This window comes from Frigoribacterium sp. VKM Ac-2530 (assembly GCF_015350835.1).
Taxonomy (GTDB): domain Bacteria; phylum Actinomycetota; class Actinomycetes; order Actinomycetales; family Microbacteriaceae; genus Frigoribacterium.
In genome coordinates, this window is record NZ_JADKSE010000001.1 from 1844460 (window position 1) to 1859222 (window position 14763).

At 71.7% G+C, this 14763-nt stretch carries 12 protein-coding genes; 6 read left to right on the plus strand and 6 right to left on the minus strand.

The window, feature by feature from the left end; genetic code table 11:
• Window positions 1–107: 107 nt before the first annotated feature.
• From ITJ48_RS08665 to ITJ48_RS08680, 4 genes are read left to right on the plus strand one after another with little or no spacing between them, the layout of a single operon-like run.
• Entirely contained in the window at window positions 108–1460 is a 1353-nt protein-coding gene (locus ITJ48_RS08665; protein WP_194613199.1) for an extracellular solute-binding protein, read from the plus strand.
• Window positions 1460–2410, plus strand: coding sequence for a carbohydrate ABC transporter permease (locus tag ITJ48_RS08670; protein ID WP_194613200.1), 951 nt, complete (start codon window positions 1460–1462; stop codon window positions 2408–2410). Before ITJ48_RS08665 ends, ITJ48_RS08670 begins: the two co-directional genes overlap by 1 nt.
• Window positions 2410–3363, plus strand: a complete 954-nt coding sequence (locus ITJ48_RS08675; RefSeq protein ID WP_194613201.1) for a carbohydrate ABC transporter permease — start codon at window positions 2410–2412, stop codon at window positions 3361–3363. The genes ITJ48_RS08670 and ITJ48_RS08675 overlap by 1 nt, the downstream gene beginning before the upstream one ends.
• Before the next feature lie 32 nt (window positions 3364–3395).
• Complete coding sequence (locus tag ITJ48_RS08680; RefSeq protein WP_194613202.1) at window positions 3396–5090, plus strand: alpha-glucosidase; 1695 nt, start codon at window positions 3396–3398, stop codon at window positions 5088–5090.
• A gap of 166 nt (window positions 5091–5256) precedes the next feature.
• Here the strand turns inward: ITJ48_RS08680 and ITJ48_RS08685 are convergent, their stop codons facing one another.
• The 3 genes from ITJ48_RS08685 to ITJ48_RS08695 form a co-directional block, all read right to left on the minus strand.
• Window positions 5257–6240 (minus strand): magnesium and cobalt transport protein CorA, encoded by a 984-nt coding sequence (locus tag ITJ48_RS08685; RefSeq protein WP_123548786.1) that lies wholly within the window; start codon window positions 6238–6240, stop codon window positions 5257–5259.
• 249 nt (window positions 6241–6489) lie between these two features.
• Entirely contained in the window at window positions 6490–8142 is a 1653-nt protein-coding gene (locus ITJ48_RS08690) for a signal peptidase I (RefSeq protein ID WP_194613203.1), read from the minus strand.
• Between the two features lie 197 nt (window positions 8143–8339).
• Window positions 8340–8957 (minus strand): hypothetical protein, encoded by a 618-nt coding sequence (locus tag ITJ48_RS08695; protein ID WP_194613204.1) that lies wholly within the window; start codon window positions 8955–8957, stop codon window positions 8340–8342.
• Window positions 8958–9302: 345 nt separating this feature from the next.
• On the opposite strand from ITJ48_RS08695, the gene ITJ48_RS08700 reads away from it, so the two are divergent.
• Together ITJ48_RS08700 and ITJ48_RS08705 are read left to right on the plus strand one after the other, a co-directional pair.
• The gene (locus ITJ48_RS08700) at window positions 9303–9827 is read left to right on the plus strand and encodes a MarR family winged helix-turn-helix transcriptional regulator (RefSeq protein WP_228506246.1); all 525 of its coding nucleotides are present in this window, start codon (window positions 9303–9305) and stop codon (window positions 9825–9827) included.
• 58 nt (window positions 9828–9885) lie between these two features.
• Window positions 9886–10392, plus strand: coding sequence for a DinB family protein (locus ITJ48_RS08705; protein ID WP_146906047.1), 507 nt, complete (start codon window positions 9886–9888; stop codon window positions 10390–10392).
• A gap of 160 nt (window positions 10393–10552) precedes the next feature.
• On the opposite strand, the gene ITJ48_RS08710 is transcribed toward ITJ48_RS08705, so the two are convergent.
• The 3 genes from ITJ48_RS08710 to ITJ48_RS08720 form a co-directional block, all read right to left on the minus strand.
• The gene (locus ITJ48_RS08710) at window positions 10553–11278 is read right to left on the minus strand and encodes a hypothetical protein (RefSeq protein ID WP_194613205.1); all 726 of its coding nucleotides are present in this window, start codon (window positions 11276–11278) and stop codon (window positions 10553–10555) included.
• The gene (locus ITJ48_RS08715; RefSeq protein WP_194613206.1) at window positions 11275–12084 is read right to left on the minus strand and encodes a hypothetical protein; all 810 of its coding nucleotides are present in this window, start codon (window positions 12082–12084) and stop codon (window positions 11275–11277) included. Before ITJ48_RS08715 ends, ITJ48_RS08710 begins: the two co-directional genes overlap by 4 nt.
• 221 nt (window positions 12085–12305) lie before the next feature.
• On the minus strand, window positions 12306–14405 hold the full coding sequence (locus ITJ48_RS08720) for a DEAD/DEAH box helicase (protein ID WP_194613207.1): 2100 nt from the start codon (window positions 14403–14405) through the stop codon (window positions 12306–12308).
• Window positions 14406–14763: the final 358 nt, after the last annotated feature.

Consider the following 14763-nt stretch of genomic DNA (forward strand, 5'->3'; position numbering starts at 1 on the left):
CGTGCACCGATCAGGAATCCCCGACCCGCACCTCCTGAATTCTGAGGAGGGCGCACAGCACGACCCCCCGCGGCCCCGGCCGCACCCCCAGCGCAAGGAGGCGCACAGTGAGTCCCCGATCCCCCTTCACTGACCGGAACAGGCCTGGTCCGAGCCACGGCAGGCACCGCGGCCGCCTGGCCGCAGCCGCCCTCGGCACGGCCGTCGTCCTCGCCGGCCTCACCGGCTGCGCGCCCGGCAGCGGCTCCGACGCCGACGGCGTCACGACGCTCGACTTCTTCCAGTTCAAGCCGGAGGCGGTGCAGGACTTCGCCGACATCATCACCGACTTCGAGGCCGAGAACCCCGACATCCGCGTGGTGCAGAACGCGGTGCCCGACCCCGACACGGCGATCCGCACCCTGCTCGTCAAGAACAAGGTGCCCGACGTGCTGACGCTCAACGTCAGCGGCAACTTCGCCGAGCTGGCGCGGGCCTGCGTCTTCGCCGACCTCAGCGACGAGCCCTCCGCCGAGACGGTCAACCCCGCCGTGCAGGAGATCGTGCAAGATCTGGGCAGCTGCGACCAGGGCAACGGGCAGGAGGTCAACGCCCTCCCCTTCGCCAACAACGCCTCGGGCATCATCTACAACCCCGACATCTTCGCGGCCCAGGGCGTCGAGGTCCCCACCACGTGGACCGAGCTGATCGCCGCCGCCGACACCTTCGAGCAGGCCGGCATCGCGCCGTTCTACTGCACGATGAAGGACGCGTGGACGGCCGGCCCCGCCTTCGTCAACCTCGGCGGCGCGCTGATGCCCGACGGGTTCTTCGACGACCTGCGGGCCGAGGGCTCCGACGTGCAGGGCGGCGCCGTGTCGTTCAGCAAGGACTTCGGCCCCGCCATGGAGAAGGAGGTGCAGCTCTTCTCCTACTGCCAGGACGACTTCGCCAGCCGCGACTACAACGCCGGCAACCTCGCCTTCGCGAACGGCGAGTCGGCGATGTACCTGCAGGGCTCGTACGCGATCCCGGCGATCCGCGCCAACGCGCCCGACGCCTCCATCGGCACCTTCCCCTATCCCGTGACCGAGGACGCGGACGACCGCATCGCGGTCTCCGGCGTCGACGTCGGCCTGTCCATCGGCCGTGACAGCCCCCACAAGGAGGAGGCGCAGCGCTTCGTCGACTACCTCATGTCGCCCGAGGTGGTGCAGGCCTACTCGGAGTCGCAGTCCACCTTCTCGCCTCTCAACGACGCCGAGCCCAACACCGACCCTGCCCTCGCGGGGCTCGAGCCGTACTTCACGAGCGGCCGGATCATCGGCTTCATCGACCACCAGGTGCCGGCGTCGATCCCGCTGGTCAACATGCTGCAGACCCTGGTCATCACCGGCGACGTGGACGAGTTCCTCACCGACCTCGACGACGAGTGGAGCAAGGTCGCCGCCCGCACCACCACGCAGAGAGAAGGCAAGTGATGACCGCCACCGCACCGCGGCCGACGACCGACGCCGGCCCCGAGGGGTCGTCCCGCGCCTCCTCGAAGCGACAGCCGACGCGCCGCGCCGGCCAGGGCAAGACGCCCCGCGCCTTCTACTGGATGGTCGTGCCGGCCGTCGTCATCTTCTTCGGCCTGCACACGATCCCCGTCGTCACGGGCATGTTCTTCAGCCTCACCAACTACGCGGGCTACGGCACGTGGAGCTTCGTCGGGCTGTCGAACTACCTCAACCTGTTCCGCGACGACCGCGTCATCGCGTCGTACCTGTTCACGTTCGGCTTCGCCATCGTGTCGACGATCGCCGTCAACGTGATCTCGCTCGCCATCGCGCTCGGCCTGAACTCGCGCATCAAGTTCCGCACGGCGTTCCGCGGGATCTTCTTCATCCCCTACGTGCTGGCGATCCTCATCATCGGCTACGTCTTCAACTACCTGTTCGCGAACTCGTTCCCGACGATCCTGCAGTCGATGGGGCTGCCGGGCGCCAACATCCTGGCCGACCCGCAGTGGGCCTGGGTCGGCATCGTCATCACGACGGTGTGGCAGGCCTGCGCGTTCAACGTGATCCTCTACCTGGCAGGGCTGCAGACCATCCCCGCCGAGCTGTACGAGGCGGCCGGCATCGACGGCGCGTCGTCGTGGCGGCAGTTCCGGTCGATCACGTTCCCGCTGATCGGCGCCTACTTCACCATCAACATGGTGCTGTCGTTCAAGTCGTTCCTGCAGGTGTTCGACCAGATCGTCGCCCTGACGAACGGCGGCCCCGGCACGTCGACCGAGTCGATCGCGCTCGTCATCTTCCGCGGCGGGTTCCAGGGCGGCGAGTACGGCTACCAGATGGCCAACGCCGTGCTGTACCTCTTCGTCATCATCCTCGTGTCGTTCATCCAGTTGCGCTTCCTCCAGCGCAGAGAGGCGTCGTTCTGATGAGCTCGACGATCCAGGGCGCTGAGGCCCTCCAGACCACCACCAGCCCCGTCGACCCCGGCAGCTCCGACGGCGTCGGCACGGGGTCGGTCGGCACGCCCCCGAGGTCGCGTCGCCGGCGTCGCCTCGACGGCGGCACGGGAGGCACCAACTGGTGGCTCACCGCGCTGATCGCCGTCTGCTCGCTGACGGTGCTCCTCCCCCTGTACTTCACGATCGTGACGTCGCTCAAGACGCCCGACCAGCTGGGCGGCACCGGCTTCGAGCTGCCGACCGAGATCCGCTGGCAGAACTTCGTCGACGCGTACCAGCTGACGAACTTCCCGCAGGCGCTGCTCAACACGGCGCTCATCACCGTGGGAGCCGTCGTGCTGACGCTCTTCACCAACTCGCTGGTCGCCTACGCCATCGCGCGCAACATGCACAAGAAGTTCTTCCGCGGGCTGTACTTCTACTTCCTGGCCGCGATCTTCGTGCCGTTCCCGATCATCATGCTGCCGGTGGTGAAGGAGACCGCGCTGCTCGGCCTCGACACCCCAGTCGGCCTCGTGCTGCTCTATACCGTCTACGGGCTGTCGTTCAACATCTTCATCTTCACCGCCTACATCAACTCGATCCCGATCGAGCTCGAGGAGGCAGCGCGCATGGACGGCGCCAGCACCTGGGGCGTCTTCTGGAAGGTCGTGTTCCCGCTGCTGGCGCCGATGAACGCCACGGTCGGCATCCTCACCTGCGTCTGGGCGTGGAACGACTTCCTGCTGCCGCTCGTGATCCTGTCCGACCCGTCGGCGCGCACGCTGCCCCTGGCGCAGTTCATCTTCCAGGGCCAGTTCAACACGAACTACACCGTGGCCTTCGCCTCGTACCTGATGGCCCTGGCACCCCTGCTGGTCGTCTACATCGTGGCGCAGAAGTGGGTCGTGAGCGGCGTGATGCGGGGGTCGACGAAGTGACCGACGCGCGCACGCAGGACCACACTCGAGACATGACCAGCACGACAGAAGGAGGAGCGGTGCCGCACACCGACGCACCCTGGTGGACGTCCGCCACCGTCTACCAGATCTGGCCCCGCAGCTTCGCCGACGGGAACGGCGACGGCGTGGGCGACCTGGCGGGCATCCGCAGCAAGCTCGGGCACCTGCACGACCTCGGCGTCGACGTGATCTGGCTGTCGCCGATCTACCGCTCGCCGCAGGCCGACGCCGGCTACGACATCAGCGACTACGACGACATCGACCCGCTGTTCGGCACGCTCGACGAGTTCGACGAGCTGCTGGCCGAGGTGCACGGCCTCGGCATGAAGCTCGTGATGGACCTCGTCGTCAACCACACGAGCGACGAGCACGCCTGGTTCACCGAGTCGCGGTCGTCGGTCGACAGCCCCAAGCGCGACTGGTACGTCTGGCGTCCACAGTCGGACGACGGGTCGCTGCCGACCGAGTGGCGCAGCGCCTTCAGCGGCCCCGCCTGGCAGCTCGACGAGGCGACCGGCGAGTGGTACCTGCACATGTTCGCCACGAAGCAGCCCGACCTGAACTGGCAGAGCGCGGACATGCGCGCGGCGGTCTACGCGATGATGAACCGCTGGCTCGACCGCGGCGTCGACGGCTTCCGGATGGACGTCATCAACTTCATCGCCAAGACCCCCGCGTCGCTCGAGCCCGGCTCGGCCAGCTTCGAGATGGACCCGGCGATCCACGACCACCTGCAGGAGATGCACCGCGAGGTCTTCGCGCACCGCGGCGACCGCCAGCTCATCACGGTCGGCGAGATGCCCGGCGTCACGGTCGACGACGCCGCGCTGTTCACCGACCAGGCGCGCAGCGAGCTCGACATGGTGTTCCAGTTCGAGCACGTCGACCTCGACCGCGGCCCCGAGTCGAAGTTCGACAACGTGCCGCTCGCGCTGACCGACCTCAAGCGGTCGCTCGGCCGCTGGCAGGAGGGCCTCGCCGAGCGCGGCTGGAACAGCCTCTACCTCGGCAACCACGACCAGCCCCGCAGCGTCTCGCGCTTCGGCGACGACGGTGCCCACCGGTACGAGTCGGCGACGATGCTGGCCGCCGTGCTGCACCTCCACCGCGGCACCCCGTACGTCTACCAGGGCGACGAGATCGGCATGACGAACGCCGGCTTCACCTCGATCGACCAGTACCGCGACATCGAGTCGTTGAACTGGCACGAGGAGGCGCTGGCCGCCGGGGCATCGGAGGCCGGCGTCCTCGAGGCGCTCCGCTTCCGCAGCCGCGACAACGCCCGCACGCCGGTGCAGTGGTCGGCGGGCGCCTCCGCGGGCTTCACGACGGGGACCCCGTGGATCGGGGTGAACCCGAACAGCGCGGAGCTGAACGTCGAGGCCGACCGCGCCTCCGGCGACCGGAGCGTCTTCGAGTTCTACCGGCGGCTGATCGCGCTGCGGCACGAGCTGCCGGTGGTGCAGCTCGGCGACTTCGCGATGCTCGCGCCCGACGACGAGCGGCTCTACGCGTTCACGCGCACGCTCGGCGACGAGCGCCTGCTCGTGCTCGCGAACTGGTCGGGCGAGCCGTACGACCTCGACCCCGGGCTCGACCCGGTGCTGCGGCGCCGGTCGATCCCCGAGGTGCTCGTCGGCAACGTGCCGCACGGCCCCGGGTCGCTGACGCTCGCGCCCTGGGAGGTGCGCGTCCTGCGCGCCTGACCCCCGCCTCCTGCGGGCTGCCCTCACGTTCCACGCGTGTGCCCGTCGGCGCCGCACCCCCGAACGTGCACCACACCCTCGAATTCGGGGGTGCAGTGCACGTTCAGGGGTGTGGTGCGGGCGCATCGCCTGCTGGGCGCAGCCGCCTGCCTGAGGGGCGCGCCTCCTACAGCCAGCGCTTGAGCTTGAAGGCGCCCCAGAGCCCGCCGCCGATGCCCACCATGAGCGCGAGGGCGAACGGGTAGCCGTACTCCCAGTGCAGCTCGGGCATCACGTCGAAGTTCATGCCGTAGATCGCACCGATCAGCGTCGGGGCGAAGAGGATGGCGGCCCAGGCCGAGATGCGCTTGGTGACGTCGTTCTGCACCTGGGCGACGAGCGTGGCGTTCAGCGACAGCGCGTTCTGCAGCACCGCGCGGAACGTGTCGGCACGGTCGACGACGCGGATGACGTGGTCCTGCACGTCGCGCAGACGGCGCTCGAGCTCGGTGCCGACCTGGTACTTCTCGCCTCCGCGCAGAAGCCCGTCGAGCATGCCGACGAGCGGGCGGGTGGCCTTCTGGAAGTCCGCGACCTCGCCGAACAGCTCGTAGATGCGGCGCGAGACCCCGGCCTCGCCGGCGAACAGCTGCTGCTCGATCTCGTCGATGTCGTTCTCGAGCCCCTCGACGACCGGTGCGTACGCGTCGACGATCGCGTCGAGCACCGCCCAGAGGATCGCCTGCGGGCCCACCCGCAGCAGGTCGGGCTTGGCGCGCAGCCTCGACACGCTGCGCGCGAGGTAGCGCGAGTCGATGTCCGAGACGTGGTTGATGCCGATCAGGAAGTCCGGCCCGACGAAGAAGTGGATCTCGCCGAACTCGACCCGCTCCTCGGCGTCGAGGTAGACCGCCGGCCGCACGACGACGAACAGGGTCGTGCCGTAGCGCTCGAGCTTGGCGCGCTGGTGGCCGTGGCCCGCGTCCTCGACGGCGAGCTCGTGCAGGTCGAAGCGGGCGGCCAAGGAGGCGAGCTCGGCCTCGTCGGGCTCGCTCAGCACCACCCAGGCGGTGCCGTGCGTCTCGGCGAGCGCCGCGTAGGTCTCGTCGAGCGTGTCGGGGCTCGCGGCGACTCGTCCGTCGACGTAGACGTCGTTGATCAGCAGGGGCATTCGCCCAGTGTCGCAGCCCGGCGGGCCGGGGTCGCGCCGCGCCTCCTCGGCCCCGGCCCCCGGGCCTCGGCGAGAGGCCGCGAATCGACCTCCGGCACCCCTCCGAGGTCGATTCGGGGCCTCTCGACCTGCGTGGAGGCGACGAGACGGCGCAGAGTGTCGTCCCCGAGGCCGGGGAGGACACTTCCTGCCGGTTCACCGGCCGGGCCGGGGGCCGGGAGGCGGGGAGGCCGAGAAGGAGGAGGCGGCTCAGCGGCCGTTCTTGACGTGCTGCGCGATCGTCGCGGCCGGGAGGGCCGTGTTGTACGCGGCCGTGTCGTCGAGGCTGCCGCCGAAGAAGTAGTTCGCGGAGCTCGCGGGGATGTTCGGCCAGCCGGCGAGGTTGTCGTACCCGACGCGCCAGTAGCCGGTGTTCGGCTCGCCGAGCGCGTTCTGCACGGGCGTGCCGACGACCACGCCGTCGACGTAGAGCGTGAGCACGCCCGCCGAGGTGACGGTGCCGGCGACGTGGTGCCAGGCTCCGTCGCGGTAGGTCTTGGTGGTGCTGACCGTCTTGGTGCCGCCGTTGTAGGTGCCGAAGGTGATCACGCCGGTGCCCGAGACCCAGAGCTGGCGGTCGTACTGGCCCGAGGCGCCGGTGGCCTGGTTGCCGAAGCCGATGATCTTGCCGCCGGCGCTGTTCGCGGGCAGGTTGATCCACGACTCGACCGTGAAGGCGGTGGGCGCCGTGACGGCGGGGGCGTTCGTGGTGACGGCGCCGGAGGTGCCGTTCAGCGTCACGTAGGGGCTCGAGCCGCAGGCGCCGGAGACGCGGGTGACGCCGGCCGAGAGGGTGCCCGCGCGGCCGGTCGAGCTGCTGTCGAGGGCGGCGGTGCCTGACGCCTCGTTGTAGCCGTACGAGAAGACGGGCGAGTCGGTGACCGCGGGCATCAGGCACTCGTAGGCCGAGGCCGCGGCGAAGTTGCTCGTCTTGTTCGCGGCCTGCGACGAGAAGGCCGCACCGGCGCCGCCCGAGACGACGAGCGTGAGGGCGAGCCCGCCGACGAGGCCGACGACGGCGAGGGTGCCGGCGGCGCCGCGCAGGCGACGGAGTCGGCGCTCACGACGGTCGGCGAGACGCCTGCTGCGACGCGAGGCCGGGTCGGCGGCGACGGCCGAGGCCGCGACGGAGGCGAGGACGAGCCCCGTGGAGACAGGAAGGGTGGAGGTGCCGGAGACCGAGGCGCCGGAGGTGCCGGTCGCGGAGGAGGTGCCGGTCGCGTCCTCGGGGGCGCTGGCGGCGCCTCCTTCGCTCCGGCCCTCGCCCTTCAGCTCGCGGCGCAGCGAGCGGTCGGCCTGCGCGCCGAGCACGAGCAGCATCAGGGCGCTGCCCGTGACGAGCAGGTGGCCCCACTGGTGGCCGGCGGCCCAGACGAAGGGGGTGCCGATGTACGGCACGCGGAGGTAGCCGACGCCGACGACGGCGCTGCGGTCGATCGGGGTCGAGTCCGCGGCCTGGTTCGCGTCGCCCTTGGTGACGATCTGCGTGCCCTGGCCGTTGTCGTCGTAGCGGTGCAGGCGGAGGTGGTCGGCGCGGTCGGGGTCCTGGAACAGCAGCACCTGGCCTCGGTGGATCGACGACTCCGCGACCGGGCGGGCGACGACGACGTCGCCGGGGTGGATGCGCGGCTCCATCGAGCCGGTCATGACGGTGGTGGGCGTCCAGCCGATCACGGCGGGGACGGCGGCCCAGAGCAGCAGGCCGACCAGGGTGCCGAGCACCGTGCGCGACAGGATGCCGACGACGATGCGGAGCCAACCGAGGCGGGCGCCGGCGGCGGTGCCGCTGGTCTCGTGGCCGCGGGCGCCGACTGCCGCGACGGAGGCGGTGGCCGGGTGACGGGGGACGTCGTACGTGGTCATGGCGTCCTCCTGTCTGGTCGGTGCTGGTCCCTGCGCTGGTGGGGCGCGGGTGCGGTGCGGGTGATGCGGGTGGAGCGGCGGTGCGGGTGGTGCGGCGGTGCGGGTGGTGCGTCGCAGGGGGCCGTGGGGCGTCGGGCAGCCCACGGTCCCCTGCCCCGCCGGCGGGTTCGGGACGCTGGCGGGAGTCGAGCGGGGCTCTAGCTGTTCTGGGCTTCCCAGGTGAGGCCGAGCGAGGCGGTGCCGGACTGCGTCGTGTTGGGCGCAGTGTTCGAGACCGTGTACGAGACCTGGTAGACGCGGGTCTCCGAGGTCGTGGTCTGGGTGCCGGTGGTGCCCGTGGGGGCCCAGTTGCCGACGCCGTTGCTGAAGTTCGTGTAGCTGGTGCCGAAGCCGGCGAGCGTGCCGTTGTAGAGCGACGAGCCGGCGGCGAGGGGGGTGAAGCCCGAGCAGGAGCCGAAGCCGCCGCCGGTGCCCTGCACGACGCTGAGCGTGATGTTCGAGGCCAGGTTGTTCGTCGTCGCGGCGGCGGTGCCGTAGAGCTTGACGGCCGAGGCGAGCGTGCCGGTCGAGGTGACGGCGATGCAGTTGGTGCCGGTCGAGCCGGGCTTGAGGTTGGTGGCCGTGAACAGCGCGGTGTTCGAGTCGTCGTCGGTGAGGGCGACGGAGCCGGCGGTCCAGTTGCTGGTCGGGTTGACCGTGGTGGACGAGAAGGCCGAGTACGAGGCCTGCGAGACGACGATGCCGCTGGCGACGAGGGCGGCGGGGATGGCGATCCAGGCGGCGAGGCGGGCGGCGCGGGGGGTGGGACGGGACATCGTGGGCTCCAGGGGGTGAGAGAAGTGGTGGTGAGGCAGTTCTTGGTGCAGCAGTGCGTGAAGTTCGGTGGGGGCTGAGCATCTCGATCTCCGTGTCTCCCGGTTGTCGAGAGGTTCGGTGTCCGTGTGGCTCGGTGCCCAAGTGGTACGACAATCAAGTTATTCGGGTGTCGAGTAGCTTGCAAGCCGAGGGGTGCCCCCAGTGGTGGGGGGTACCTTTTCTGTCGTGTTGCTCGATGGCCGAGCTATAGTGGGGGAACGATCGATGAGCCGCCGTCCCTGCCGCCGTGGTCTCCCTCTCTTCGGCACCTCCGCCTCCTTCGCCTCGTTCGCCCCTGGAGCCTCATGACCGACACTTCTCCCCAGCCGCAGGCCGGCACCGCCCCTCCCCGCGACGCCGACGGCCTCGTCGACGTGGACGAGGTCCTCTCCGCCTTCTCGACGCTCCTCGGGCAGAACGCCCGCGTCGAGCGCCTCGTCGCGACCCACTTCGGCATCGGCACCACCGACCTGAAGTGCCTCGTCTTCATCGCGAACGCGCCCGAGAGCACCCCCAAGCTCGCCGCCGAGGCGCTCGAGCTGTCGACCGGCGCCACCACCAGCCTCATCGACCGGCTCGAGAAGGCCGGGTTCGTGGCCCGGCGCGCGCACCCCACCGACCGCCGCAGCGTCGTGCTCGAGCTCGCCCCCGAGGGCCAGGCCGCCGTCGCCGAGACGGGCGCGTTCTACCGCAGCGCCTTCCGCGACGCCATCGACCCGCGCCAGCTCGACTTCCTCGCCTCGGTGATGCGCGCCATCGGCGACTCGCTGACGCGCCGCGCGGTGGACGACGACACGACGGGCGCGCAGGCCTCGAGCCCCTCCGGCTGAGGGGCTGTCCCGCACGGGCACCTGGGACTGCTCCGCGCCCCGGTCGTAGGGTGGCGCGATGACTCCCTCCGACGTGCTCATCGAGGCCTTCGACCGCCTCCCCGCCATCGCCTCCGCCGCCGTCGACGGCCTCTCGGTCGACGACCTGGCCTGGCGCCCGGACGCCGAAGCGAACACGATCGCCTGGCTGGTCTGGCACACCGCCCGCGGCCAGGACGTGCAGATCGCCGACCTCGCCGCCTCCGACCAGGTCTGGACGGCCGACGGCTGGGCCGACCGCTTCGCGCTCCCGTTCGACCACGCCGAGATGGGCTACGGCCAGTCGCCCGCGGAGGTGGGCGAGGTGCGTGCCGAGCCGCACCTCCTCGTCGCCTACCTCGAGGCGGTCACGCTGCGCACCCGCGGCTACCTCGAGGGGCTGGACGCCGCCTCGTACACCGACGTCGTCGACGACGCCTGGGACCCGCCCGTCACCGCCGGCTCGCGCCTCGTGAGCATCCTCGGCGACTGCACGCAGCACCTCGGCCAGGCGTCGTACGTGCGCGGACTGCTCGACCGGCGCTAGCACCCGCTGCACTGGCCGCCGCGCGGGCACCCGCTGACCCGGCCGCACCCTTCGAACCCGCGCGCACCCTCGTGCGCGCCGTGGGGTGCGCGCGGCTTCGAGGGGTGTCGACGCAGGCGTGCGACGAAGGAGGCGCGGGTCGCCTCCCGCGACCGCCCGCCTACCGCAGGGACTCGGGCGCGACCTCCGCGGGCACCTCGTAGCTCAGCGACCCGGCCAGCTCGTCGAGCGCCGCCCGTGCGACCTCGTACTCGCCCACGAGCACGGGATCGACGACGGCGTGGGCGTGCGGCCAGTCGACGTCGGGCTCGCCCCAGCGCCAGGCGTCGAGGGTCGACGCGGCCGCCCGGGTCGCGCTGACCGCCCGCGCCAGGGCGACCAGGTCGTGGTGGGCGAGCGACCTCTCGCCGGACCCTGCCCACGTCGCGAAGCTCGCGGGCACCTCCACCAGGGACTCGCGGGCGACGCGGGTCGCGGCCCGCTGCCGCGCGCGGGTCTGCTCCTGCACGCGCCCGTCGAGCCAGGCCCAGACGGGGATCCCGCCCGCGGCGGCCCCCACGGCGCCGAGGGCGATCCACGACGGCCACTCCACGAGCCCGAACGCACCGATCGCGAGGGCGATGCCGAGGACTCCTCCGCCGGCTGCCGCGGCTCCGGCGGCCGTCGGGTCCACCGGCCCGTCGACCCGGGGCCAGGTGAGCGCGCTCCGGAGCGCTGCCTCCGCCTCCTGCCGCGACAGGTCGGGGTCGGCCACCAGCCACCGGGTGCCGTCGCGGTCCTGATGTGCGACGCCGCTGCCGGATGCGTGCACGGCCGACGCGTCGCGATCGAACTCGTCCCCGTGTCCGGGCGCGCCCCCGGGCACGTCGTCGAGGAAGACGCTCACGATCCCTCCGTCCCGGGGCGCACGCCAGTGGCCGCGGGGAACCCGACCTCGTCGCCGAGGACGCGCAGCTCCTCCGACGCCCTGAGCCGTGCCTCGTCCAGGGCCACCACCGCCGGGTGGGTGCCGTGGCGGTCGCCGGGCCCCGCGTCGGCGTCGTCGCCATGGCCGTGGCCGTGGGCGTGGGTGCCGTAGTCGAGGTCGTCGTCGGCGCCGTAGTCGAGGTCGTCGTCGGGGTCGTCCAGCCGCCAGTACAGGACGTCGCCCAGCCGCCAGTGAGCCGCCTCGAGCTCGGACAGCACGTCGACCGCCGCGACCACGCGCCAGACGTCAGCCGCGGCGGGGGTGCCTGCGTCTGCGTCGGCGCCGCCGCCGGCGGCGGCCCAGCCGAGCACGGAGCCCGGGATCGGCACGACGTGTGGGCTCGTCGCCGCCTCGGCCTCGACCCGGTCACGCCGCCAGGGCGCCTCGAGCAGCACGATGCCCGCCGTGGCCGCGGCGACGAAGCCGATCCCGCCCAGCACGACGGCGACGGCGATCCGCCCGGGAAGCTCGGCCAGGTCGAGCTCGGCCATGACGACCACGGTGCCCCAGACCGCCCCGCCCAGCACGAGGAGGGCGACGACGCCGGGCGTCCACGCCAGCACCCGGCGCACCAGGCTGCGGTTCGTGGGAGCGTTCGCGGCGCGGTGCGCTCGCACCGCCTCCTCGGCCTCGGCTGGCGTCAACGACGGGTCGACGACGTGCCAGACCTCACGGTCGCTGATGCGGACCCGGACGATGCCGGGCCTCTCGCGGGTCGGGGCCACGCTGCGAGCCTAAGCCGCAGCCGCAGTGCGCGCCTCCGACCGGGCAGCCGCAGCTGCGCTGAACCCCGTTCCGTTCAAAGAACCTCGCTGCAACGTGGTTCTTTGAACGGAACGGGGTTCGGAAGAACGTATTGAACGGAGCACGCCCCGCGGACGCCGGACGGGCGCCCACCCACGAGGGGTGAGCGCCCGTCAGGGTGCTGCAGGAGGTGCGGTGCGGCCTAGACGCCGGCCAGCTGGTCGACGAGGGCGTCGCCCGAGCGGGCGTCGATCATCTCGGCCTCGATCTCGGCGCGGTCGAGCAGCTCCTCCATGCGGCGGCGACGGGGGCGCGTGATCAGCGTGACGACGGTGCCCTCCTTGCCGGCGCGGCCGGTGCGGCCCGAGCGGTGCAGGTACGTCTTGTACTCGTCGGGCATGTCGGCCTGGACGACGAGCTCGATGTCGTCGACGTGGATGCCGCGGGCGGCGACGTCGGTCGCGACGAGCACGTTGACCTTGCCGCTGGTGAGCAGGCCGAGGTTGCGCGTGCGGCGGGCCTGGTTCAGGTCGCCGTGCAGGCTGGTGGCGCGGATGCCCGCGTCCTCGAGCTGGTCGGTCAGCTGCTCGGCGAACGCACGGGTGCGCGCGAAGACGAGCGTCTTGCCGGGGCCCGACGCGAGCTGCTCGATGACGGCCGTCTTGTCGCGCTGCTCGATGACGAGCACGCGGTGGTCGATCGTCGAGCTGGCCTGGTCCTCGCCGGCGACCTCGTGCACGGCGGGCTTGACGAGGAACTCGTCGACGAGCTTCGCCACGCCCTTGTCGAGGGTCGCGCTGAAGAGCAGCTTCTGGGCACGGTCGCCGTTCGGCTTGACCTGGGCGGTCTCGCGGATGATGCGCTGCACCGGCTCGAGGAACCCGAGGTCGCACATGTGGTCGGCCTCGTCGAGCACCGTGATGACGACCTCGCTGAGGTCGAGGCGGCCCTGGTCGATCAGGTCCTCGATGCGGCCGGGGGTGCCGATCACGATGTCGACGCCGCGGTTCAGCGCGCCGACCTGGCGGGCCTGGGGCACGCCTCCGTAGACCTGCGTGGTGAACAGGCCGACCGAGCGGGCGATGGGCTGCACGGTGCGGTCGATCTGCATCGCGAGCTCGCGCGTCGGGGCGAGGATCAGCGCACGGGGACGGCGGCCCATCTTGCGGTTCTTCGCGCCGTTGTTCTCCATCAGCTTCTCGACGAGCGGGGCGCCGAAGGCGATGGTCTTGCCGGAGCCGGTGCGACCGCGGCCGAGGACGTCACGACCCGCGAGCACGTCGGGGATCGTCGCGGCCTGGATCGCGAACGGAGCCGCGGCGCCCATCGAGGCCAGCTGGCGCTCGATGTTGTCGCCGAGGCCCAGGTCGCCGAAGCTGACGCCCTCGACGTCCTGCGCCGTGAGCACCTCCGCCTGGAGCTTCTCGAGCTTGACGTCGTCCTCGGGCGAGTAGTGCATGCCCTGGTCGCGCTTCGGGTAGAAGTCGGATCGGTCGTTGCGCTCGGCTGCGCCGGGGCCGCGGTCGCCGCGGTCGAAGCTGCGGGGGGCGCGATCGTCGCGGCCGCCACGGCTGTCGCGGTCGAAGCTGCGGGGCGCGCGGTCGTCGCGGCCGCCACGGGCGTCGCGGTCGTACGAGCCGCCGGAGGTGCGTCCGCCGCGCTCGGGACGGTCACCCCACGAACGGGCCGGCTGGTCGTCGCGGGGCGGGCGCCCGGCGGGCGTGTAGTTCTTGGGCGCGCGGTCGTCGCGGCGAGCGGGACGCTCGTTGCGGTCGTCGCGGCGGGGAGCTCGGTCGTCGCGGTCGTAGCCGCGTGCGGGTCGCTCGTCGCGGTCGTACGAACGGGGCGCGCGATCGTCGCGGGCGGGACGGGCGTCGCGGTCGTACGAACGGCCGCCACGGTCGTCGCGGCCACCGCTGTCGCGGGCCGGGCGAGCGTCGCGGTCCCAGCTGCGGGCGGGGCGTCCGTCGCGTCCGGCGCGGGCTGCTTCCTTGCCGCCGTCCCGGCCGAAGCGGGGGGCGCCTCCGTCGCGGCCTCGCTCGGCGTTGCGGGCGTCGTGGTCGCGGGGGGCGAAGCGGCTGTTCGAGGTCTTCTCGCGCGGCTCCCAGTTGGGGCGGCTGCTGCCGCTGCGGGGGGCCTCGCCGCGGCGCTCGGCACGGGCGTCGCTGTTCCAGCGGTTCTTGCGGTCGGGGGCGCCGGCCTCGTCGGGGCGGTGGCCGCGGTGCGAGGAGCTCTTGGAGCCCGGCTTGCGGTGCGGGTCGGTTCCTCGCGAGCGTGAAGGAGTCTTGTCGTAGGGGGGCATGGTGTTCTTTCCGGGCTTGTGCGATGACGCGAAGAAATACCCGGGCAGCCATTGACCAGGACCGTTCACATACGTGAATTCATCCCGACGAGATCCGTCGTGAATCCGGCCCACAAGACGTACAAACCCTCATGTGCCCCGCTCGTCGCCTCCGGTGGTTGTCCGGGGTGCGACGCCGCAGGACGTGCGCGCCACAGGCGCGCGGTCTTGAGCCGACCCGACAACGATACCCGACCCTCCCCCGGAACAGAACCCCCGCCTCCTCCGTGCCGCACGCTGCCCGGCTCGACGGGGATCCCTGCGGCCCCGTCCCGACGCGGAGACGACGAACCTCCGCGGTGTTCCGCGGAGGTTCGTC

Bases quoted from the DNA above. Each gene is read 5' to 3' on its own strand.
- ITJ48_RS08670 (WP_194613200.1), top strand. From the start codon at position 1,460: ATGACCGCCACCGCACCGCGGCCGACGACCGACGCCGGCCCCGAGGGG.
- ITJ48_RS08675 (WP_194613201.1), top strand. From the start codon at position 2,410: ATGAGCTCGACGATCCAGGGCGCTGAGGCCCTCCAGACCACCACCAGC.
- ITJ48_RS08680 (WP_194613202.1), top strand. From the start codon at position 3,396: ATGACCAGCACGACAGAAGGAGGAGCGGTGCCGCACACCGACGCACCC.
- ITJ48_RS08685 (WP_123548786.1), bottom strand. From the start codon at position 6,240: ATGCCCCTGCTGATCAACGACGTCTACGTCGACGGACGAGTCGCCGCG.
- ITJ48_RS08690 (WP_194613203.1), bottom strand. From the start codon at position 8,142: ATGACCACGTACGACGTCCCCCGTCACCCGGCCACCGCCTCCGTCGCG.
- ITJ48_RS08695 (WP_194613204.1), bottom strand. From the start codon at position 8,957: ATGTCCCGTCCCACCCCCCGCGCCGCCCGCCTCGCCGCCTGGATCGCC.
- ITJ48_RS08700 (WP_228506246.1), top strand. From the start codon at position 9,303: ATGACCGACACTTCTCCCCAGCCGCAGGCCGGCACCGCCCCTCCCCGC.
- ITJ48_RS08705 (WP_146906047.1), top strand. From the start codon at position 9,886: ATGACTCCCTCCGACGTGCTCATCGAGGCCTTCGACCGCCTCCCCGCC.
- ITJ48_RS08720 (WP_194613207.1), bottom strand. From the start codon at position 14,405: ATGCCCCCCTACGACAAGACTCCTTCACGCTCGCGAGGAACCGACCCG.